This window comes from Chryseobacterium edaphi, from assembly GCF_025628985.1.
In the GTDB taxonomy this organism is placed as follows: Bacteria; Bacteroidota; Bacteroidia; order Flavobacteriales; family Weeksellaceae; genus Chryseobacterium; species Chryseobacterium edaphi.
The window spans coordinates 480,151-500,660 of record NZ_JAOTEM010000002.1 but is presented as its reverse complement, the minus strand read 5'-3'; the positions used below and the strand labels follow the sequence as shown (position 1 = coordinate 500,660).

Genomic DNA, 20,510 nt, shown 5'->3' with positions numbered 1-20,510 from the left:
CTAAAGCCAAATGAAAATTATTTATTTGAAAACGGGCTAAAGCCCGTTCCTATTGATCCTGAGATATTAAGCATATTTGTTTAAAAAGTTTTTTCCTTTTTCGCAGATTCTTTATTTTTAAACATTTCATCAAACAGATCAAAGAAATACATCAAACTGTTTTCAGAATCAGGATTGGTGTTGTAGTTCATTTCGGTTTGAATGCTTCCGCTTTTTGCTTCTGTTTTAAAGTACATTTCGCCAACATTTTTCTTCAGCATCTCCAAAGTTTTTCTTTCAGAAGGTGATTTGAATTCCTGTTCAAGACCAACCAAAAGTTTTTTGACATCCAATCTTCCGGACAAAGGATATTTTGCAGAATCTTTCATCCATTTTTCAGATTCTGAAGATTGATATTTAGTATTTAAATTGTCAACTGAGGTCGTCAAATAAACAATTCCGTCTTTTACGGTGAAAAATAATTGATCAACGTAACTGTTTTTGCCATCTTTAAAAGAGTAAAAATCTCCGTTTTTGGTAAACTTCTTTGCAAATTCTTTGTTAGTAGACAATACATCAAAAATACGTTTCCAATAGCCTTCATTTTCGGTTGCAAAAGCAAAAGTGAAATTGGGAACCATCACATCTTTGGTCTTTTTGATTTCTTTTTCGTTGTAATCTGCGTCGTAATCAAAGTCTGTGTATTCTACTTTTTTAGATTTCAGTTCGTTTAAAACAAAAATTCCGTTTCCGGGTGCGATTTTGGCGATTGCTTCTTCATCAAGAACGATTTTCATGGTTTCCATTACCAACTGGATTTCTTTCTGGTATTCTTCGTCTCCTGAGTCCTGAAGAAAACTGTACATCATATCAAAATACTTCAATCCGTTTACGTTCATTGCGTAATAACCGATGCTTCTGTCATTGATCAAAGCAGTCAGTTTTTTGTTTTTCTTTCCTTTATAAACAGCCGAAATGCTTTTTTGCGTTTCCGGATCTTTATGCTGATAATTGTTGACAAGCCTTACTTTATCTTTATCAAAATACAGATTGTAAGCCGAGTTTGAATTGTAAAGTTTACCTAAAAACTGTGTGAAATCGTAACGGCGGTACATATTTTTGTAAAGTCCTTCATTCAGAATTTTACCGTAATCTGCATACACGAAAACATCAGAATTGGTATCACGGAAATTCAGCATTTCTGCGGGAACTTCAATTTCTAAATTGGAATTGAAATATTTATCGAAATTACTTTCTGCAATTCCTTTGACGATTTTGAATTTTTCAGCATTCAGAGAATCCATTTCTTTCTGATATTGAGAATCTAAAGGATAAGCTTCAGTTTCAACATAATCGTCCTGAGAAATCGGTGGCGGCATCGCTTCAACAGCATCTTCGGAATATGCAGAATCAACCACAGCTTCAGGTTCTTTCTTTACTTCCGGATATTTGTGATGTTTTTCAAGATATTTGATGTCCTTTTGATATTTGGCAATGTCTGCATTGTATGACTTGATATCTGATTTAAGATATTTGATTTCTTCTTTCAGATATTTAATTTCATCTTTATAATTAAATGGCTTTACTTCTTCTGCGTAAGCAGTAGCAGTACTGTCAGCTTCAACATACACACTGTCGACAGTTGCATTAGCAGTACTGTCAATTGCATAAATTGCATCATCCCAACTATCTTTCGAACGTTTGTGATAGTCAATCAATGTGATCATGGCGTGTTGATCGTTCCAGGCAACGAAGAGATCTTCGTCAAGATCAACGTAAGAATAATTATTTTTCTTAGAAACTTCCAGTCCTTTTTTCTTGCTTGAATTGATGAATTGTTGAAATTTTTCTTTGTTATCTAAAACAAAATGAGCCGTGTAAGACTTTACAGAATCGGAAATTCTTGCATAATGCTTTTGAGTTGCATCGTATTTTATTCCGGTTTTTGAATAGTCGTTCCAGGAAGGTTTACCTTTTTCTTTTTTGTCGATCTGCTGTAAAAATGGGTTAAATTTTTCCCAGTTGATTTTTTTATCCAGCAGTTTTCCGTTGATTTCCATGTAGAAAACCGCATCGGAAGGAACTTTCATGCTGTTTTGTGCAAAAGCAAGTGCAAAACCCAAAAGCAGAAAAGCAATTGTTTGTGTTTTTAGTAGAATAGATTTCATATATAAATTGGTGATTTACTGGAATAGAATGGTGTTTTGAGTCTGTTTTTTCTGAAGAATAAAGTCAAGAATATTTCCTTCAAGCTTCATTGCTTTTTTGTTGGGCGAAAGCTGATAAGCGTTATTTGACTGAGATTTCACAACGTTTTCAAATTGCAAAACAGAAACATATTTAGCATTAGTAAAAACTTCTTTATCTGCCGTACTCAGTTTGTCGTAATCACTTTTGAAAGTGTTGATTTTATTTCTTGTAAAAGTTTTTTTAGAAGGATTGTTATTGTAAATCTGTGTCGGAATCATTTTTCCGAGAATATTTTTTGCTTTTAATTGCTCCAATCCGGTGTTGATATTTTCTATTTTTGAGAAATTACAGCTCAGTTTGATGATGTAATTATCAAAATCCATTGAAGTTTTTACATTTGAAATTCCGGGAACGCTTTTGAAAATTCTTGTAGCTTCGTTGATTTTAGCTTCAATCTCAGCTTTTTTCGGAACTTTTTTACCGTTAATTGTTTCCATTTTTGAGATGGAAGCCAATCTTGTTTTGCTTTTGCTGGCATTGAGAATCAGCGAATATTCTCCGCTTCCGTCAGCTTTTACATTGACTTTATCTAAAATATCAAAACAACTTGTGAGAAATAGTAAGGGAAGCACCACCAAAAGGCGCTTGATGAACATTTTCATGATTTAGGTTTAGACTGCTAATTTACTGAAATTTAGTTGTAATAATCACATTGTAAAGATATTCCTCAACTAAATTCTACCTTTAAGATAATCTTGTCTTAACTCTTCATCTAACTTCTCAATGGCATAACGAAGACATGTTCTCGGCATTTTTTGGTAATGTTGATTGAGATAATCGATCAATTCAGCTTCGTTTTTGTTTCCCATTTCTCGCAAAAGCCAGCCGTTTGCTTTGTGCATGAGATCATGTGGATGAAGTAAATTTTGAGTCACAAATTCTTTAGTAAGCTCAAACGAACCTTTTTTTATAAAATGCATCGTTCCAACAACGGCAATTCTTTTGTGCCACATCTGATCAGAACCCGCAAGTTTCTTCAACAGGCTTTCTTCCTGATTTTCAAAAGCATACCGACCCAAAATCTTGTAACAGCTTGTATCAACCAAATCCCAATTGTTGACGTACTGAAGATGATTTAAATAAAATTCTACAATCTCATCTTTTACACTCTGCTCTTTTGCTTTTTCAAATTTTGAAATGAGCATAAACAAAGCAGTTAAATGATGTTCGTGGATTGGTGACGAAAGCAATTTGCTCAATTCTTCCAAAGAAATTTTTGAGAAATATTCTTTTGCTACTTTTCTTTGATCAGGAACTATAACTCCGATAAATTGGTCGCCTTCACCGTATTCTCCTTTTCCTGTTTTGAAAAATCTTGGAAAAAAAGCTGCCTTTTCCGGAATGGATAAAATAGCTAATGATTCTTTAATTTCTTTTATTAAATTATTCATCTATAACCACCAACCAATTTTACATAAATCTGCTTTTTCCCCATTTCGTATTTTGTCAACATACTTCCATCGGGCAAAGTTTTTATATCTTGTTTAAAATCTCTTGCCATTCCGTAACCTCGCAAATTATCAATTTGACTAATGACATCTCCTGCACGAATGACACAAATCGGAGAATCTTCCGAGTTTCCGCTTCCGCTTTTTGTAATGGTTTCCTCAATTAATTTATACTGAGAAATACAAATATCACTTTTTGCAGTTTCTCCAATCGCATCATATATATTTGCCATTGAACTCAATATCTCCATATTCAATGGGGCTTTATTATATGCATTTTCTGCTTTACTAAGAATTTTTTGAGCTTTGCTTTTAGCAATTCTTTTTGACGCAAGTTTCCAAACTTCATCATAATCTTTATTGTACGCAGATAAACTGTAACCCGTATCAACAAACCGACTTCCATAATACAGTTGGTTCATTTCTTCCTGGGACAACTTTGACGGATCTTTTTTAAAAATTTCCAAATAATCAAAGAAATATTTTTGAGGATTTTCGGTGACATTTTTTTTGATTTCCTCAACATTGATTTGGCCGAAACATATTCCAAAAATTATTAAAAGGAAAAAAGACAATATTTTTTTCATCTCTGATATTTTAAAAACTTGAATTACAAACTATTAATGACTCTCTTCTAAAGCTATACTTTCCAGCTTTTTTTCTTCATCAGCAATTTTCTTAGGATTGGCAACTTTAGCAATGGTAAGTCCCTGAACAATAATTGAAAACACAACTACACAATAAGTAATACTTAAAATGGCATTGCTGTACTCATTTTTCGGAATTGACATAGCCAAAGCGATGGAAACTCCACCACGAATTCCGCCCCAAAAAAGAACCTTTATAGTTTGCGGACTAAATCTCGTTCTGAAAGACATAAATTTTGTAGGTCCCCAAATGGAAATAAATCTCGCCACTAAAACCACAACAATCGCCAAAAGTCCAGGAATAAAGTAATGGTTTAAGTCTTTAATCATCAATAATTCAAACCCAATGAAAAGGAATAAAACGGCATTCAGAATTTCATCGATGAGTTCCCAGAATTTAATTAAATAATCCTGAGTGATTGATTTCATTTTAAATTTAACATTGAAGTTACCCATAAATAATCCTGCCGCAACCATCGTCAACGGTCCGGAAACGTGCATCTGTCTTGCAACGAGATAACCACCCATCACAACGGCAAGTGTCACCAAAACGGAGATAATATAATCATCAACTTCACGCATTAATCTTGAAGTAACCCAACCTAAAAGAACTCCTAAAAGCAATCCTCCACCTGCTTCTTTCATTAATAAAATCATAATATTTTCCACACCCAAATCAACTTCCCTCCCAATTGCAAGTTGCAATACAACTGTAAAAACCACAACCGCCATACCATCGTTGAATAATGATTCTCCGGCAATTTTCGTTTCTAATGATTTTGAGATACTAGCTTGTTTTAAAACACTTAAAACCGCAACCGGATCTGTTGGAGAAATCAATGCTCCAAAAACAAGACAATAAATAAACGGAATCTGTAAGCCAACAAAAGGTAAAAGATAAAACATTCCAAATCCTACAATAAATGTCGAAATAATCACACCTGCAGTTGAGAATATGAGAACAGGACGAAACTGTTCTTTCAGATCATTAATATTAATATGAATTCCTCCCGCAAAAAGAAGGAAATTAAGCATAGCTCCCATCAGAACTTCTGTAAAGTCGATACTGTTCATCAAACTACTCAAATGTCCGAATGTTTTTGGAAAAGAATTTTCACCAAATAAAACCAAAATGATAGAGATCACAATGGCAATGACCATAATTCCGATGGTGCTCGGAAGTTTTAAAAATCTGTAGTTGATATATGCAAAAATGGATGCTAATACGATAAGCGCTGAAAATGAATAATATAATTCCAATGAATTGTTTTTTTTAAAAAATTAAGTCTAAATAAAGTACTTTGATATAAATTTTGTCGTCACCTTTCGCCCAAACGTCGATCACGCCGTCCTTCAGAGGCCTTGAACCTCTTGTGTAATCCTGTCCGATATTCATTACATTCAGAAAAATGTATTCGTCTCCAACGTTATTTACCTTAAAAGCAGTTTTTTCAGATTTCCCGTCACCTGAATTTTTGATGGCATCTGTGAGAAGTCTCAACTGGGAGATGTGATGCGAAAAATTGCTGACGTCTTTGGTCTGATCGTAAGCACGAAGCAGAATAAGAATAACATCAAGATTGGTAGGATCTTTATTGTAAAGAATCTTTCCGAGTCTGATGCAGTCTGCAAAATTATTATTTTTGAAAGCTTCAGCCAGACTTTTGAACTCTTCGCCAGTCTGGGAAACTTTATCTTTTATGAAATTTCTGCCATAGTATAAATGCTGTGCTTCTATACTGTCGAGAGATTTTGGTAAACCTTTAAATTTAAAAATAAGCTTTCCATAATTGTATGGCGAGCCCGAATTGCTGAGATTTTTCTCAATACTTTTCAGGTCTAATTTAGTCTTTTGGCTAAGTGCAAAAAACGGAATAAGAAGCAGAAAAATCAATAATCTGTAATTCATTAATCTTCTTTTTCTGATGCATCGTCTTCGTCGTTATCAAAATATTCGAAAAGAAAATCATTGTACGGGAATCTTGAGATATGAATTTTCATCACCTCATCGTAGATCAGCCTTTTCATTTCAGGGAAATTTTCTTTCTTTAAAGCTGAAATGAAAACTGCGGGATGTTTAGATTTATTCATCCACGTTCTTTTCCATTCTTCAAGAGAAACATTTTTGTTTGAGCCTGGTGTAAGATCGTCTTCGTCTTTTTTCTCATAACTGAAATCATCAATTTTGTTGAAAACCATGATCATTGGTTTCTGATGAGCATTGATTTCCATTAAAATCTGATTCACAGATTCGATATGATCTTCAAAACTTTCATGAGAAATATCAACCACATGAATCAAAAGATCCGCTTCTCTTACCTCATCCAAAGTAGATTTGAAAGACTCTACCAACTGAGTTGGCAATTTTCTGATAAAACCAACCGTATCTGTTAAAAGGAAAGGTAAATTTCCGATCACTACTTTTCTTACAGTTGTATCAAGCGTTGCAAAAAGTTTATTTTCGGCAAAAACGTCAGATTTAGAGATCGCATTCATCAATGTAGACTTTCCTACGTTGGTATAGCCTACCAAAGCCACACGAACAACTTTTCCGCGGTTGTTTCGCTGAGTCGCCATTTGTTTGTCAATGACTTTCAGTTTATCTTTTAATAATGAAATTCTGTCACGGATGATCCTTCTGTCGGTTTCAATCTCCGTTTCACCCGGACCACGCATTCCGATTCCCCCCTTCTGTTTATCTAAGTGAGACCACATTTTGCTCAGTCTGGGTAACAAATATTGGTATTGCGCTAATTCTACCTGAGTTCTTGCGTAAGAAGTCTGTGCTCTTTGTGCGAAAATATCAAGGATAAGATTGGTTCTGTCGAGAATTTTTACTTCAATTTCTTTTTCAAGATTTTTTAATTGCGAAGGAGACAATTCATCATCAAAAATGATTGTTCCTATCTCGTTCTCCTTCACATATTCTTTTATTTCCTGAGCTTTTCCGCTTCCTACAAAAGTCTTGGAATCCGGCTGAGTTAAATTCTGAGTAAAACGTCTGTCTATTGTAGCACCCGCCGTTAAAGCCAAAAACTCTAACTCGTCCATATATTCCTGTAACTTATCAGCATCTTGATTTTGGGTAACAACGCCCACCAAAACTGCCTTTTCGTAACTATGTTGTTTCTTTTCTAACATTAAATTCTGTATAATTTATAAGATTTACAAGATAACATTTTTAATTTATAAATGCAACCCCGCTCTTAAAACAGGTGTTTTCCCCTTTTTAATCTAGTTCTTTTCCTCTGGTTTACCTCCTCTGTCTGCAGTTACCTTTACACCGTAAAAATCTCAATAACAGATCATAACATAAAAACATTTATTAACCAGAAATTATCTTAATATGAAAAGAATTTTTATCTACAGTTTCTTTTTGATTTTCTCCTCGCTGTCTGAAGTCAATGCTCAAAAAGCACTTCTTGCAACAGGATCAAACGCAACAGGAGGCAACGGCTCTGTTTCTTATAGTGTAGGACAGATTGATTTTACCAGCAAAGGTACCAACAATCAAATCATGGAAGGCGTACAACAAGCCTACGAAATCATGACTCTCTCCACCACAGAAACTGCAGGCACAGACAAGAAAGACATTTTATTGTATCCGAATCCATTCAAAGATTTTTTGTTTGTGGATTTTACTACAAACGACTACCGAAATTCTGAATTTCAACTCTTCGATTCTTCCGGAAAACTTTTAAAACAAGACAAGATAAAAGAATCAAAATCAGAATTTAATTTTTCAGAGCTTCCATCTGCGATGTACATCTTCAGAATCAATCAGAACGGAAAAAACATTAAAACATTTAAAATCATTAAAAAATAATCATCATGAAAAAAATTTTACTCACCGTAGGAATGTTGCTTGGCTTTCACTTAGTTTCAGCCCAAGCTCCGGAAAAAATGAGTTATCAGGCTGTAATGAGAAATACATCCGGACAATTGCTTGCCAATCAGAATATCGGAGTGAAAGTAAGTGTACTTCAAGGTTCACCTGCCGGAACAGTTGTTTATTCTGAAAGACTAACGGGAATAACTAATGTAAACGGACTCATTAGTCTGGAAATCGGAACCGGAACCGTGCTTTCAGGAACATATGCTACAATCAACTGGCCTTCAGGAAACTTTTATTTGAAAACAGAAACAGATCCTACAGGTGGAACTTCTTATACCATTACAGGAACAAGTCAGTTATTAAGTGTGCCTTATGCAATGTATGCCAAAACTTCGGGCAGTTCGGGAGGCGGATTTACTTTACCTTATACTGCGACAGTAAATAATGCCAATAATCTTTTTTCGATAACAAACGACGGAGACGGAACTTCTCTTGATGGAACCAACAATACCACAACCTCAAGTGTTGCAGCGGTAAGAGGAACAGTATCGAATGTTGCTCCAGGTGGATTTTCGTCTGCCGTTCGCGGAATTAATAACGGAACAGGAGGATTAGGAATAGGAATGTGGGGATCTCAAGCCGGAAGCGGATGGGGAGTTTATGGTGTAACACCTAGTGGATTGGGAGTTTACGGTAATTCATCAGGATCAGGATATGGAGTTTATGCAAACAGTAATACAGGAACAGGATTAAATGCAACAAGTACAAATGGTTCTGCTGCGAACATTTCAATTTCAAATAATGCAAATAACAGTACTGTTCTTACCGCAAACACTTTAGGAAATGGGACGGTGGTAAACGTTTCGAGTACAGGATCGGGAGCAGGTGTGGTAAGTTCTACAGGAGCCGGATTTGCCGTACAAGGAACTACAAACCAACAGACTTCTGCGGGAATTTACGGTGAAAATACAGGAAGCGGAGAAGCTGTAGTCGGAATTGCCAACAGCGGTATTGCCGGAGCCGTTGTAGGAAGAAATAATGGTGCAGGTTATGGCGTAAGAGGTTTTGTTTCGGGAAATACTACAGGAACAAGCATTGGAGTATTCGGTCAGGTGGGTCTTAACTCAGGTAAAGGAAGAGCCGGAAGATTTGAAAATACAAATACTGCAAACGACAAAAATACTTTTGAAGTTGAGTCAAACGGTACAGGAAACATTCCTGATAATACTTTAGGAAATGTTGCATCATTTCTTTCTAATAATACAAACAGCGTAAGTGCAGCAGTGCGAGGTGAAGTGAAAACTATCTTCGGAAACTTCGGAGCAGCCGGGATTTTTGGAGTCTCTTCAGGAACTGGCGGTTCTGGCGGATTATTTTATTCTTCAAACCCAACAGGAAATGGTAATGCATTAGTTGCATTAACAGACGGAAATGGTGATGCAGTCAGAGCCAATGCAGGAAAAGACGGCGACGCAATTGAGGCAAACGTTGACGGAGCAGGACGTGCAATCTATGGTTGGGTTCCCACATTCAGTACAGGAAAAGCAGCAGAATTTAAAAATTTCAACACTGCAAATACATCGACAGCTCTTTCTGCAACGACCTTAGGAAATGGTATTGCAGGAGAATTCTTCGTAGATAATACGAATGGAACTTCACCAGCAGTGAAAGGAAAAGTAAATTCTCAGTTTGCCAACTTCGGCACTGCAGGAGTCTATGGTGAATCTGCCGGAACAGGTGGTTTCGCAGGTTTATTTTATGCAAGTAACGCTACAGGAAACGGACCCGCATTAATGGCTTTAGCTAATGGAAACGGGAACGGGATCACAGCCAATGCAAAAAATTCCGGTGACGGTGTAGAAGCAACGGTTGACGGAACAGGAAGTGCAATCTACGGTTGGGTTCCTAATTTCGGAACGGGTCGTGCAGCTTATTTCAGAAACTTTAATACAGCAAATTCTCAGGCGGTAGTATCTGTAACCAATGTAGGAACAGGAACAGGAATTTTTGTCAATCACACCGGAGCTTCAGGAAATCTTGCAGTTTTTCAAAGCGGATCAACCAATGTTGCCAGAATCAATAAGACAGGAACAGGATTTTTTAATGGAGGAACTCAAAACAGCGGTGCCGATTTAGCAGAAGCATTTGATGTCGAAGGAAATATTTCTGAATACGAAATGGGTGATGTTTTGGTAATTTCCACTTCAAGTGACAGAGCGGTAGAAAAATCATCACAACCATATTCTACTTTAGTTTCCGGAGTTTACGCTACAAAACCCGGAGTTTTATTGACTGAAGAAAATGTAGATGCCGATTTATCAGGAAAAGTTCCGATGGGTGTCATTGGAGTGATCCCTACCAAAGTTTGCCTTGAAGGAGGAAAAATCAAAAGAGGTGATCTTTTGGTAACTTCATCAAAACCCGGAGTTGCCATGAAAGCCAATCCTAAAAAAGTAAAAATCGGACAGGTTCTCGGAAAAGCTCTTCAGGATTACGACCAAAACTCAATTGGAAAAATACAAGTATTTGTTAACATTAAATAAAATTACCATGAAAACATTATATATCATCCCTTTATTACTACTAAGTGTAACTTTTTATGCACAGGAAAAAAAATCTGCAGAACTTCAGGATCAGGAACAGATTCTAAAAGATGCGAAGAAATTTGAAAAGGAAATTCAAAAGCAGACCGAAGCAAAATCGCCTAAAAAAGAAAATGTTTTAGCCTCTGAACAGGGACAAGAAATAAAAAAGGAAGCTCAAACAGTGCAGAAGGAAAATAGTCAGGGAAAATTATTGCCCAATACGGCGAGTTTTGAAGAAGTTTTAGCTTCAATTCCCAACAGAAAAAATTCTCGTAAAGCAATTGTTTCATCGAGTAGCACTAAAGTTCAGGGTTTACCCAATACCGCAACTTTAGAAGAAATAAAAAAAACGATTCCTAAAAATTAAACTGATAACCATTTTTAAAGAAGTCCGCAAATAGTTTTTGCGGACTTCTTGGTTTTATTTTTAAATTTAATCCCAATCGGCTGCGATAAATTTCATTTGATTTCCATTGTCGTCAGAAAGCGTCAAACGATGACCTTCAATCAAATATTTTTTCATATTGCTAAATTTTTTGATGAAAACATTTTCGAGTTCCATGTTTTGGCAAGCCATTTTTGTACTTCCAATTTCTGAAATTTTAACCTTCCCGTTATTTCTTAATTCAGCTAAAAAGAAAATCCGGTTACACCCCATTGTCGCAGAACCTTTTATCCGATTACCTGTTTTTTCTCCAGTCAAATTGATTTTCGCATTATTTTCGATCAGATGTTGTTTAGAAAATTGATCAAACGAAATCATCATCCATTCTCTCTGATAATGTTGGTTATTGACTTTAGTTGCTGAACAATTTAAAACCATTGTTAAAATGAAAACAGAAAAAAGAGCTAAAAAAATGTTTTTCATACCACTCAGTCACCCATTTTCATACCAATTACGGATGGATTATCGTAAAAATTAGTAAATTAGCCCCACAATAATTATTTTAAAAATGAAAAGAATATTTTTACTATTCACTTTCTTGTTAGGTTTTGCTCAAATGAGAGCAGACGAAGGGATGTGGCTCTTGATGCTCATCAAAAGACTTAACGGTGTTGATATGCAGAAAGAAGGTCTGCACCTTACTCCCGAAGAGATCTATTCTGTAAACAACTCAAGTCTGAAAGATGCTATCGTAAGCTTCGGAGGATTTTGTACAGGAGAAATCGTTTCAGACAAAGGGTTGATCTTCACCAATCACCATTGTGGTTACGGTGCTGTTGCAGCAGCTTCTACACCGTCAAAAGATTACCTGAAAAACGGTTTCTGGGCAGCCAAAGAAAAAGATGAGTTTAATGCAAAAGATCTTTATGTAAGATTTTTGGTAAGAATGGATGATGCTACGCAGAGAATCAATTCTAAATTAAACAACAATATGACTGCAGCTGAAAGAAAAGCTGTGATCGATGCCGAGACAAAAGCAATTCAGACAGAAAATTCTGAAAACGGAAAATATACTGTTGTTGTAAGAGATTTCTTCAACGGAAACGAATTTTATTTCTTCGTTTATCAGGATTATAAAGATATCAGATTAGTAGGTGCACCACCATCAGCTTTAGGAAAATACGGTGGAGATACAGACAACTGGGAATGGCCAAGACATACTGCAGACTTTACGGTTTTCAGAGTATATGCAGATGCAGCGGGAAATCCTGCAGAATTTAAGCCAACCAACGTTCCTTTGAAGCCTAAACATTTTTTACCGGTTTCTCTTAAAGGAATTAAGCCTGGAGATTTCTCAATGATCTTAGGTTACCCGGGAAGAACAAACCGTTACCTTACTTCTTATGGAATCAATCAAATGGTTTCTAAAGATTATCCGGCTTGGGTAGAAACGTCTAAAATGGCAATGGATGTGATGAAGAAGTACATGGATAAAGACAAAACTACTCAGTTAAGTTATGCCTCTCAATATGCTTCTGTAGCCAACTATTGGAAAAACAGACAAGGAACAATTGACGCTGTTGAGAAAAACGGAACAATTGCTGACAAACAAAATATCGAAAGAACTTTCAGAACATGGGCTTCACAGCCTGGTAACGAAATGTACGATGGTGTTCTTGAGCAGATCTCCACCTATTACAAGCAGGTTACTGACAGAAATGTAGAAAGAAATTACGCTTCTTTACTGACAAGAAATGCTAAATATATTGCTTTAGCTTATCAATTGGCTCCAACTCTTGATGCTTACGCAAAACAGGATATGGCAGGAAGACTGGCTATGAAACCTAAAGTAGAAGCAGCTATCAAAGATGCTTACGACAACATCAATCCTGAATTAGAAGGTGAAATGCTGAATTCTTTGGTAAACCTTTACAAAACAAGAGTAAAAGCTGATGTTGCTTCACCAACGATTATGGCTTTGGATGCTAACAATTTATCTACGGTTGCATTCTCTTCATTATTTGCAAACAAAACATCTGTAACCAATTATGTTTTAAACCCAGACCGTTTGAAATTAGATGCAGATCCATTATTGAAAATCGCAAAAGGTATTGCAGAAGATCAGAGAGTTTCTGGTGAAAGATTTGTAAAAATCGATGATAATTTTGCTAAAAACAACCGTCTTTTCTTAGCCGGTTTGATGAAAGCTATGCCTGAGAAAAAATTCTATCCGGATGCAAACTCTACAATGAGACTTACTTACGGACAAATCGATACTTTGCCAATTAGAGAAGACAGAAACTATTTCGGTGTTACAGATAACTACTACACAACAATGGAAGGTTTAGTAGGGAAATATAAAGCGGGAGATGAAGAATTTGATCTTCCTCAAAGAGTAATTGCTCTTCAGAATGCGAAAGATTACGGTCAATATGCTGATAAAGCTGGTTACTTGCCTGTAAACTTTCTTTCAAACAACGATATTACAGGTGGAAACTCTGGTTCTCCGGTAATCGATGGTGATGGTAACCTTATCGGTATCGCATTCGACGGAAACAGTGAAGCTCTTAGTGGTGACATCGTTTTCGAAGACAAATGGCAGAAAACAATCAGTGTAGATATTCGTTTCGTTCTTTGGACGATTGATAAATATGCCGGTGCAAGAAGATTGGTAGATGAATTGAAATTAGTAAGAGACGAAAATACTCCGGCTGATACAGGTGCATCAAAAATCAAAACCGCAGCTCCTGCAAAAAAGAAAAAGAAATAATTTTTTCTAAATCATATTTTAAAAACCGTGGAATTTATTTCACGGTTTTTTTATTTTTGATGATTCAATTTTAATTAAAATGAAAACACAAAAGATTAAATTTAAAGCTATCATCCAACAAAACGGAACGATGAATGCTGCCTTTGTAGAATTTCCATTTTCTGTAGAAAAACTTTATGGGAAAAAAGGTCAGGTGAAAATAAAAGCTTTATTCGACGATCAAATTGAATATCGTGGAAGTTTGACTAAAATGAAATCCGATTGTCACATTTTAGGATTAACTCAGGAAATCCGAACCAAGCTTGGGAAAACTTTTGGTGATGAGGTTTTTGTTTCGCTCATAGAAGATAAAGAAGAAAGAACTGTGGAAATTTCAGATGATATTCTTGAAGTTTTTAATGAAAATAAATCGGCCAAAGAGATATTCGACAAAATGAGTTATACGCACAAAAAAGAATATATCCGATGGTTTGAGAAAGCCAAAAAATCTGAAACAAGAGAAAACAGAAAAATAAAAATGATCCAGATGATTCTGGATGTTAAAAAAGGTATTTAAATATTCTATAAACACCTCTGAATTAGATTGTTTCAGAGGTTTTCATTATTAAACATTCCAAAACTCCCGATCTAAACTTCTATACTGTATCGCTTCAGAAATATGGTTTGAAAGAATATTTTCAGATTCTTCAAGATCAGCAATTGTTCTGGCTACTTTTAAAATCCTGTCATAAGCTCTGGCTGAAAGATTTAGTTTTTCCATTGCCATTTTGATGAGGTTAAAAGATGCATCATCTAATTCACAAAACTGTTCCAACTCACGAGAACCAATTTGAGCGTTGTAACTGATTGACAAATCTTTATATCGTTCATTCTGAATTTCACGCGCAATCAAAACACGCTTTCTGATGTCTTCACTTTTCTCGCCTTTTCTTTTTTCAGCCAATTGCTCAAACTCTACTTTTTGTACTTCAACATGAATATCAATCCTGTCTAAAAGCGGTCCCGAAAGTTTATTCATGTATCGTTGCATCTCAAAAACAGAAGAAGTATTATTCGGGTCGTCCGGAAAATATCCGCTCGGACTTGGATTCATTGAAGCAACCAACATAAAGCTCGAAGGATAATTGACGGTAAACCTCGCTCTGGAAATCGTTACTTCACGATCTTCCAAAGGTTGACGCATCACTTCCAGAACCGTTCTTTTAAACTCAGGCATTTCATCCAAAAATAAAACTCCGTTGTGAGCGAGAGAAATTTCTCCCGGTTGAGGATAACTTCCGCCACCGACGAGTGCAACATCAGAAATCGTGTGATGAGGTGAACGAAAAGGACGAACAGTCATCAAAGAAGTTTCCGTTCCCATTTTCCCGGCAACAGAATGTATTTTTGTGGTTTCTAAAGCTTCCTTTAAAGTAAGCGGCGGCAAAATACTGGGAACTCTTTTTGCCAGCATCGTTTTTCCGCTTCCGGGAGGTCCGATGAGAATAATATTATGTCCTCCTGCAGCGGCAACTTCCATTGCTCTTTTTGCCGTTTCCTGACCTTTCACTTCAGAAAAATCAAACGGGAAATTATTTATTTTTTCCTGAAATTCTTTTCGGGTGTCTAAAACTACTTTCTCAAGAGGTTTTCCTTCATTAAAAAAATCAATGACTTCTTTGATGTTTTCAACACCGTATACATCAAGATTATTGACAATAGCCGCTTCTCTTGTATTTTGTTTTGGTAAAATAATTCCTTTAAAACCTTCTTCACGAGCCTGAATTGCAATCGGTAAAACTCCACGGATCGGCTGCAGACTTCCATCTAGGGAAAGTTCTCCCATGATAATATAATCTTTAACGTCTTCTGCAATAATCTGATCCGAAGCGACCAAAATTCCGATAGCAATGCTCAGATCATAAGCGGCTCCTTCTTTACGCAAATCGGCAGGAGCCATATTGATCGTAATTTTCTTTCCGGGGATTTTGTAGCCAACATTTTTGAGCGCGGCAGAAATTCTATAACTGCTTTCTTTAATGGCGTTATCGGGAAGACCAACAAGATGATATCCTACTCCGCCTGTGTCTATATTGACTTCAATAGTAATTGTTTGGGCTGAAACGCCATGAATAGCGCTACCGTAAATTTTTATCAGCATCAGTTGTGTTTTGAGTAAAATTAAAAAAAATTCAGAATTTACTAACCATTTTTGCAGGAATTTTATTTTAAAATTTTAATACTTTTGTTTAAAGCTATTAATTTCTTAAATCAAATCCGTTTTTAATGAATATCAAACCTGAAATATCCTGGGCAGATTTTGAAAAAATTGACATCCGATGCGGGACAATCATTTCCGTAAATGATTTTGAAAAAGCTAGAAACCCATCTTATCAACTCCAAATTGATTTCGGAGATTTAGGAATCAAAAAATCTTCTGCACAAATCACTACACTCTATAAAAAAGAAGAATTAGTCGGCAAACAAATTTTAGCAGTTGTCAATTTTCCTAAAAAGCAAATTGCCAATTTTTTCAGCGAATGTCTTGTTTTGGGAGTTTATGGTGAAAATGAAAAAGACGTAACGCTTTTATCAACATCTTTTCCAACAAAAAACGGTTTACAGGTTGGATAATATTTAATGTCAAGATAATGACTTTCAATTTAAATTAATTAAAAACAAAAATGATACAAAATATTTCTTTAGATAAAGTTTTATTCATTGATATTGAAACAGTTCCTAATTCCGGTTCTTGGGAAGAGTTATCTGAAACCGAACAAAAACTTTGGGATAAAAAAACGAGATTTCAACGAAAAGACGAAATTTCGGCAGAAGATTTTTATGATCGGGCAGGAATCATGGCAGAATTCGGAAAAATCATCTGCATCACCATCGGAATGCTAGAAAAAAATGAAACTTTAAGAATAAAAAGCTATGCCGGTCACGACGAGAAAAAATTGTTGTTGGAATTTGGTGAACTTTTTAACAGTCCGAGATTAAGAGATGTCATCTTATGTGCTCACAACGGAAAAGAATTTGATTTTCCATGGATTGCGAGACGATTCCTCATCAACGGACTGCAGCCTCCTACTTCATTTCAGATGTTTGGGAAAAAACCCTGGGAAATTCCGCATATTGATACCATGGAACTTTGGAAATTCGGAGATTACAAAAGCTATGTTTCACTAGAATTATTGGCTCACGTTTTTGGAATTCCAACCCCGAAAGACGACATCGACGGCTCAATGGTTTCATCAATTTACTACATAGAAAAAGACTTGCAGCGAATTGTTGACTATTGTGAAAAAGATGTCTTAACTTTGGCAAACATTTTCCGACGTATGCGTCAGGAAGATTTATTGCAGAGAAATATCAATTTAGATTAACAAATGAACTTTACAGACGATCAGATTGCCGACATCGGTGAAGAAATTATAAGAGTACTGAAAACCGTTTATGACCCGGAAATCCCGGTAGATATTTACGAATTGGGATTGATTTATGACGTTCAGATTTCGGAAGAAGCCGACGTGAAAATAATCATGACCTTAACAAGTCCAAACTGTCCTGTTGCAGAAAGCCTTCCACAAGAGGTGAAGGACAAAGTAAAAGAAGTAGAAAATGTGAACGAAGTTGAGTTAGAACTTACTTTTGAACCAACTTGGAACAAAGATATGATGAGTGAAGAGGCAAAATTTGAGCTGGGAATGCTTTAAATTTTGATAAAAATAAATGAGGCTGTCAATTTTTTGGCAGCCTTTTTTAATAAATTAATTTTGAACTATTAAGGTAATTAAATTGATAAGAAATATTAAGTTTGATTTTATCCTAAGATTATCGTATGACATTTATTCAGAACTCTTTGGCAATTTCTTTTCCTTCTCTTCTGCTCCAGTCACTCCATGAGCCGACGTATAAATTCGGGATTTCAAAACCTGCAAAGTGAGGAGCTAAAATCGTATGACATGCGGTAACTCCGGAACCGCAGTGAATGATTAGTTTTTCAGGTTTACTTTCTAGTAATTTTGAATACTTCTCTCTTAAAATTTCAGGTTTCAGGAAAAATCCATTTTCATCTAAATTTTCAGAAAAAGGAATGTTGATTGCTCCGGGAATATGCCCCGCAACTAAATCAATTGGTTCAGACTCTCCATTATAACGATAAGAATCTCGCACATCAATCACCGTCGCAGAATTGTTTGTTAATTCATTTTCAACATCTTCTAAATCTGAAACAGGATGAAGCCATTGATGTTTTTTAATTAAATTTTTCTTTTCAAAAAATTCTTCACCCGTAGCAAATTCCAATCCAGCTTTTTCAGCCGCCTGAATTCCTCCATCCAACACTTGTACATATTCCAATCCAGAAGATTTCAACATCCACCAAGCTCTCGCCGCAGCATTTGATCCGTTTTTATCATCGTAAATAATGACATTAGAATCATCTGAAATTCCTAACCGAAAAATTGTTTCAATAAATTTTCTTATTATTGGAAGCGGATGTCTTCCTCCAAATGCAGCATTTTCACCAATTTCAGCTAAATCTTTATCTAAATCAATGAATCGTGCACCTTTGATATGACTTTCGAGATAATTTTGATGAGCATCTTTTCCTGCTCTTGCATCAAGAATGATGAGATTTTCAGAGGTGAGATTTTTTAATTGGTATGATGATATGATGGAAAGCATATTTAAAATAATTTTTTGCAGCAGATGATTCTAATTTACTTAAATCTCTCAAATCCGAAAAATCATTGTAAGGTAAAAATAAAACCGCAGAAATTTCTGCGGTCTGATTTATTGATAAATAAATATCATGGTCTGTACCAATTCCGGATGAAGGCTTCTGGCTACCGGACAGTTATGAGCGGTCTCTTCGATGAACGCTTTTTCTTTATCCGAATAAGTATCAGAAAAAACAAAATTACAAACGATTTCCCCGATCCTTCTTGGCTCCGTTTTCATAATTTTCTGAAGGGTACAATACGCTCCGTCGATATTGATCCCTTTGTCTTTTCCTAAAATGGCAATGGTTGTCAAAGCACATTCTGCTAAAGAAGTCGCACAAAGATCAGTTGGTGAAAACTTTTCTCCTTTTCCGTGGTTGTCGGTTGGTGCATCACTTTCGATAATGGTTCCTGATTGTAAATGTTCTGCTGAACATCTTAGTCCGCCGATGTATGTTACTTTTGATGTCATAATTTTTAAATTAAACTAAAAGAGACGATGTCTCAGAAATGAAAAATATCCTTTGCTCTGTTATAAGAACTTTCGAAATTTAGTAAATTCAATTTGTGTTCCGCTTTTTCTACGCTCATAAAGTTGATGACCTGTTCGGTCGGCATATTTCCCACCAAATCATCTTTTGCCATCGGGCAGCCACCAATTCCTTTGATGGCAGAATCAAATCTTCTACATCCTTTATCATAAGCAGACTTTAATTTAGAATAAGAATCTTCGTAACGGTTATGAAAATGCGCTCCGAAATCAATATTCGGATATTTTGAAGGAATTTTATCTAACAAAATAGAGATCGTTTCCGCTGTTGCAACTCCCGTAGTATCAGACAATAAGATATTTTTAATTCCAATTTCAGAAAAACGGTTTGCCCAAAAATCTACATCTTCCCATTTCCACATTTCGCCGTAAGGATTTCCAAATGCCATCGAGAAATAAAGATTGAATTCTTTGCTTTCACTTTTCGTCAATTCAAGCATTTTAACTACATCATTGAAAGCTTCTTCCTGATTTTTGTTGGTATTTCTGTGCTGAAAAGTCTCAGAAATAGAAAAAGGAAAACCTAAAATATCTACCGACGGATGCGCCAATGCTTTCTCAGCTCCACGATAATTTCCAATGATTGCTGAAACTTTTGTATTAGATAAAGACTTATCAATATTTTCGGCAACCTCAGCAGAATCAGCCATTTGCGGAATTGCTTTTGGAGAAACAAAACTCAGACAATCTAAAACATCAAACCCCACTTCCATCAGTGAGTTGATATAATCGATTTTTTTTGCAGTCGGAATAAATTCTCCCCAACCCTGCATGGCATCTCTAGGACATTCTGTAAGAAACATTTTCACTTTTGATTTTCTCAAATATAATAAAACTAAACTATTTAGCTCTGATTTCAAACAAAGCTAATATTAAATTGATTATCAATAATTTATTTTCGATTTAAAATTTCGATACGATACATTAAGCAACAAATAACCTATTCTAACTTTTAATTTCTCTATTTTCGATTATAAATATTTGAGATAAATCAGTTGTAAATTAGAATTCTATTTTTTTTCAATTAATTTTTCAAGAACCACAACCAACTTATTTAGTTTTTCCGACACTTCAAGTAATATCTCTGTTGCTTCAGTTCCTTTAACTAAATCTGTATTATTTATTTTATCTGCTGAAATCAAATCATTAATATCAATATTATAAAGTTTAGCGATTTTAGATAAGTTTTCAAATTTAGAAAAATGTTTTATCACTTTCCCAATCACAGTAAGTACTTTGTGAAATTTCCAAGAGTTCTGCAATCTTTTGTTGAGAAAAATTATCTTGATAACGATATTCCAGTAATTTTTTACCAATTTTTATTTTCATATTTGTGATTTATTTAAGCAAATTTA

22 protein-coding genes are annotated in these 20,510 nt (G+C 35.4%); 8 read left to right on the top strand and 14 right to left on the bottom strand.

Annotation, left to right across the window (positions count from 1 at the left end; translation table 11 throughout):
* Positions 1-80 precede the first annotated feature (80 nt).
* The 7 genes from NZ698_RS10595 to hflX form a co-directional block, all read right to left on the bottom strand.
* Positions 81-2,147 (bottom strand): hypothetical protein, encoded by a 2,067-nt coding sequence (locus NZ698_RS10595; protein ID WP_263003079.1) that lies wholly within the window; start codon positions 2,145-2,147, stop codon positions 81-83.
* Positions 2,148-2,162: 15 nt separating this feature from the next.
* Positions 2,163-2,831, bottom strand: coding sequence for a hypothetical protein (locus NZ698_RS10590; RefSeq protein WP_263003078.1), 669 nt, complete (start codon positions 2,829-2,831; stop codon positions 2,163-2,165).
* A gap of 69 nt (positions 2,832-2,900) precedes the next feature.
* Positions 2,901-3,620 carry a DNA alkylation repair protein gene (locus NZ698_RS10585; protein WP_263003077.1) on the bottom strand — a complete coding sequence of 240 codons (720 nt, stop codon included), beginning with the start codon at positions 3,618-3,620 and terminating at the stop codon, positions 2,901-2,903.
* Positions 3,617-4,264, bottom strand: coding sequence for a DUF4919 domain-containing protein (locus NZ698_RS10580; protein WP_263003076.1), 648 nt, complete (start codon positions 4,262-4,264; stop codon positions 3,617-3,619). The genes NZ698_RS10585 and NZ698_RS10580 overlap by 4 nt, the downstream gene beginning before the upstream one ends.
* A 33-nt stretch (positions 4,265-4,297) precedes the next feature.
* On the bottom strand, positions 4,298-5,584 hold the full coding sequence (locus NZ698_RS10575; RefSeq protein WP_263003075.1) for a cation:proton antiporter: 1,287 nt from the start codon (positions 5,582-5,584) through the stop codon (positions 4,298-4,300).
* 13 nt (positions 5,585-5,597) lie between these two features.
* Positions 5,598-6,233 carry a DUF4919 domain-containing protein gene (locus NZ698_RS10570; protein ID WP_263003074.1) on the bottom strand — a complete coding sequence of 212 codons (636 nt, stop codon included), beginning with the start codon at positions 6,231-6,233 and terminating at the stop codon, positions 5,598-5,600.
* Positions 6,233-7,465, bottom strand: a complete 1,233-nt coding sequence (gene hflX / locus NZ698_RS10565) for a GTPase HflX (RefSeq protein WP_263003073.1) — start codon at positions 7,463-7,465, stop codon at positions 6,233-6,235. The genes NZ698_RS10570 and hflX overlap by 1 nt, the downstream gene beginning before the upstream one ends.
* A 205-nt stretch (positions 7,466-7,670) precedes the next feature.
* On the opposite strand from hflX, the gene NZ698_RS10560 reads away from it, so the two are divergent.
* Genes NZ698_RS10560 through NZ698_RS10550 form a run of 3 tightly spaced genes read left to right on the top strand, consistent with a single transcriptional unit; the run spans position 7,671 to position 11,111 of the window.
* The gene (locus tag NZ698_RS10560; RefSeq protein ID WP_263003072.1) at positions 7,671-8,150 is read left to right on the top strand and encodes a T9SS type A sorting domain-containing protein; all 480 of its coding nucleotides are present in this window, start codon (positions 7,671-7,673) and stop codon (positions 8,148-8,150) included.
* Between the two features lie 5 nt (positions 8,151-8,155).
* Positions 8,156-10,702, top strand: a complete 2,547-nt coding sequence (locus NZ698_RS10555; protein WP_263003071.1) for a beta strand repeat-containing protein — start codon at positions 8,156-8,158, stop codon at positions 10,700-10,702.
* A 7-nt stretch (positions 10,703-10,709) separates the two neighbouring features.
* On the top strand, positions 10,710-11,111 hold the full coding sequence (locus tag NZ698_RS10550; protein ID WP_263003070.1) for a hypothetical protein: 402 nt from the start codon (positions 10,710-10,712) through the stop codon (positions 11,109-11,111).
* A 66-nt stretch (positions 11,112-11,177) separates the two neighbouring features.
* Here NZ698_RS10550 and NZ698_RS10545 read toward each other — a convergent pair whose 3' ends face one another.
* Complete coding sequence (locus NZ698_RS10545; protein ID WP_263003069.1) at positions 11,178-11,612, bottom strand: META domain-containing protein; 435 nt, start codon at positions 11,610-11,612, stop codon at positions 11,178-11,180.
* Positions 11,613-11,697: 85 nt separating this feature from the next.
* Here NZ698_RS10545 and NZ698_RS10540 point away from each other — a divergent pair, with 85 nt between their 5' ends.
* Together NZ698_RS10540 and NZ698_RS10535 are read left to right on the top strand one after the other, a co-directional pair.
* Complete coding sequence (locus tag NZ698_RS10540) at positions 11,698-13,899, top strand: S46 family peptidase (RefSeq protein ID WP_263003068.1); 2,202 nt, start codon at positions 11,698-11,700, stop codon at positions 13,897-13,899.
* A gap of 79 nt (positions 13,900-13,978) precedes the next feature.
* The gene (locus tag NZ698_RS10535) at positions 13,979-14,455 is read left to right on the top strand and encodes a YdeI/OmpD-associated family protein (protein WP_263003067.1); all 477 of its coding nucleotides are present in this window, start codon (positions 13,979-13,981) and stop codon (positions 14,453-14,455) included.
* 48 nt (positions 14,456-14,503) lie between these two features.
* Here the strand turns inward: NZ698_RS10535 and NZ698_RS10530 are convergent, their stop codons facing one another.
* A complete protein-coding gene (locus tag NZ698_RS10530) occupies positions 14,504-16,039 on the bottom strand; it encodes a YifB family Mg chelatase-like AAA ATPase (RefSeq protein WP_263003066.1) in 1,536 nt (511 codons plus the stop codon).
* A 125-nt stretch (positions 16,040-16,164) separates the two neighbouring features.
* Here NZ698_RS10530 and NZ698_RS10525 point away from each other — a divergent pair, with 125 nt between their 5' ends.
* Genes NZ698_RS10525 through NZ698_RS10515 form a run of 3 tightly spaced genes read left to right on the top strand, consistent with a single transcriptional unit; the run spans position 16,165 to position 17,594 of the window.
* Positions 16,165-16,512: a tRNA-binding protein gene (locus NZ698_RS10525; RefSeq protein WP_263003065.1), complete on the top strand. Its 348-nt coding sequence runs from the start codon at positions 16,165-16,167 to the stop codon at positions 16,510-16,512.
* 50 nt (positions 16,513-16,562) lie between these two features.
* Positions 16,563-17,264 (top strand): 3'-5' exonuclease, encoded by a 702-nt coding sequence (locus NZ698_RS10520; RefSeq protein WP_263003064.1) that lies wholly within the window; start codon positions 16,563-16,565, stop codon positions 17,262-17,264.
* Between the two features lie 3 nt (positions 17,265-17,267).
* Entirely contained in the window at positions 17,268-17,594 is a 327-nt protein-coding gene (locus NZ698_RS10515) for an SUF system Fe-S cluster assembly protein (RefSeq protein ID WP_047443270.1), read from the top strand.
* A 136-nt stretch (positions 17,595-17,730) separates the two neighbouring features.
* Here the strand turns inward: NZ698_RS10515 and NZ698_RS10510 are convergent, their stop codons facing one another.
* The 5 genes from NZ698_RS10510 to NZ698_RS19565 form a co-directional block, all read right to left on the bottom strand.
* Positions 17,731-18,567: a sulfurtransferase gene (locus NZ698_RS10510; protein ID WP_263003063.1), complete on the bottom strand. Its 837-nt coding sequence runs from the start codon at positions 18,565-18,567 to the stop codon at positions 17,731-17,733.
* Between the two features lie 108 nt (positions 18,568-18,675).
* Positions 18,676-19,077, bottom strand: a complete 402-nt coding sequence (locus NZ698_RS10505; RefSeq protein WP_263003062.1) for an OsmC family protein — start codon at positions 19,075-19,077, stop codon at positions 18,676-18,678.
* Positions 19,078-19,109: 32 nt separating this feature from the next.
* Complete coding sequence (locus NZ698_RS10500; protein ID WP_263003061.1) at positions 19,110-19,958, bottom strand: hydroxymethylglutaryl-CoA lyase; 849 nt, start codon at positions 19,956-19,958, stop codon at positions 19,110-19,112.
* 207 nt (positions 19,959-20,165) lie between these two features.
* Positions 20,166-20,381 carry a cytidylate kinase family protein gene (locus NZ698_RS10495; RefSeq protein ID WP_438265565.1) on the bottom strand — a complete coding sequence of 72 codons (216 nt, stop codon included), beginning with the start codon at positions 20,379-20,381 and terminating at the stop codon, positions 20,166-20,168.
* Positions 20,350-20,484, bottom strand: a complete 135-nt coding sequence (locus NZ698_RS19565; RefSeq protein ID WP_438265564.1) for a helix-turn-helix transcriptional regulator — start codon at positions 20,482-20,484, stop codon at positions 20,350-20,352. The genes NZ698_RS10495 and NZ698_RS19565 overlap by 32 nt, the downstream gene beginning before the upstream one ends.
* Between the last annotated feature and the right edge of the window lie 26 nt (positions 20,485-20,510).